Source organism: Micromonospora sp. PTRAS2 (assembly GCF_054052245.1).
Map to the genome: position 1 here is coordinate 1 of NZ_JBSWBU010000048.1, position 1313 is coordinate 1313.

1 rRNA gene is annotated in these 1313 nt (G+C 56.0%); it reads left to right on the top strand.

Annotation, left to right across the window (positions count from 1 at the left end):
• Positions 1-48 precede the first annotated feature (48 nt).
• A 23S ribosomal RNA gene (locus tag ACVMYR_RS33085) occupies positions 49-1313 on the top strand; the annotation flags it as partial.

Genomic DNA, 1313 nt, shown 5'->3' on the forward strand with positions numbered 1-1313 from the left:
GGGTTGGTTGTTTGTTGAGAATTGCACAGTGGACGCGAGCATCTTTGTGGTCAAGTTGTCAAGGGCGAACGGTGGATGCCTTGGCACCAGGAGCCGATGAAGGACGTGGGAGGCCGCGATAGGCCTGGGGGAGCTGTCAACCAAGCTGTGATCCCAGGGTGTCCGAATGGGGAAACCTGGCTGGAGTCATGTCCAGTCACCCGCACCTGAATTCATAGGGTGTGTGGGGGGAACGCGGGGAAGTGAAACATCTCAGTACCCGTAGGAAGAGAAAACAATAGTGATTCCGTGAGTAGTGGCGAGCGAAAGCGGATTGAGGCTAAACCGGTTGCGTGTGATACCTGTCAGGGGTTGCGTGGTCGGGGTTGTGGGACCCTGCTACACGAGCTGACACTCGTGTGAGGAGTGATAAAGCCAGTGTATAGCCGAATGGTCTGGAATGGCTGACCGTAGACGGTGAGAGTCCGGTAGGTGAAATGTGCTGGTCTTCTGTGGGTGTTCCCGAGTAGCGGCGGACTCCTGTAATCTGCCGTGAATCTGCCAGGACCACCTGGTAAGCCTAAATACTTCCTGGTGACCGATAGCGGACGAGTACCGTGAGGGAATGGTGAAAAGTACCCCGGGAGGGGAGTGAAATAGTACCTGAAACCGTTCGCCTACAATCCGTCGGAGCCTTGCGGGGTGACGGCGTGCCTTTTGAAGAATGAGCCTGCGAGTTAGTGGCATGTGGCGAGGTTAACCCGTGTGGGGGAGCCGTAGCGAAAGCGAGTCTGAATAGGGCGTTTGAGTCGCATGCTCTAGACCCGAAGCGGAGTGATCTAGCCATGGGCAGGCTGAAGCGTGGGTAAGACTACGTGGAGGGCCGAACCCACCAACGTTGAAAAGTTGGGGGATGACCTGTGGTTAGGGGTGAAAGGCCAATCAAACTCCGTGATAGCTGGTTCTCCCCGAAATGCATTTAGGTGCAGCGTCGCGTGTTTCTTGCCGGAGGTAGAGCACTGGATGGTCTAGGGGGCCCACAAGCTTACCGAAATCAGCCAAACTCCGAATGCCGGTAAGTGAGAGCGCGGCAGTGAGACTGCGGGGGATAAGCTTCGTAGTCGAGAGGGAAACAGCCCAGATCACCAGCTAAGGCCCCTAAGCGTGTGCTAAGTGGAAAAGGATGTGGGGTCGCATAGACAACCAGGAGGTTGGCTTAGAAGCAGCCACCCTTTAAAGAGTGCGTAATAGCTCACTGGTCAAGTGGTTCCGCGCCGACAATGTAGCGGGGCTCAAGCACACCGCCGAAGCTGTGGCACTCACATGATACTTTG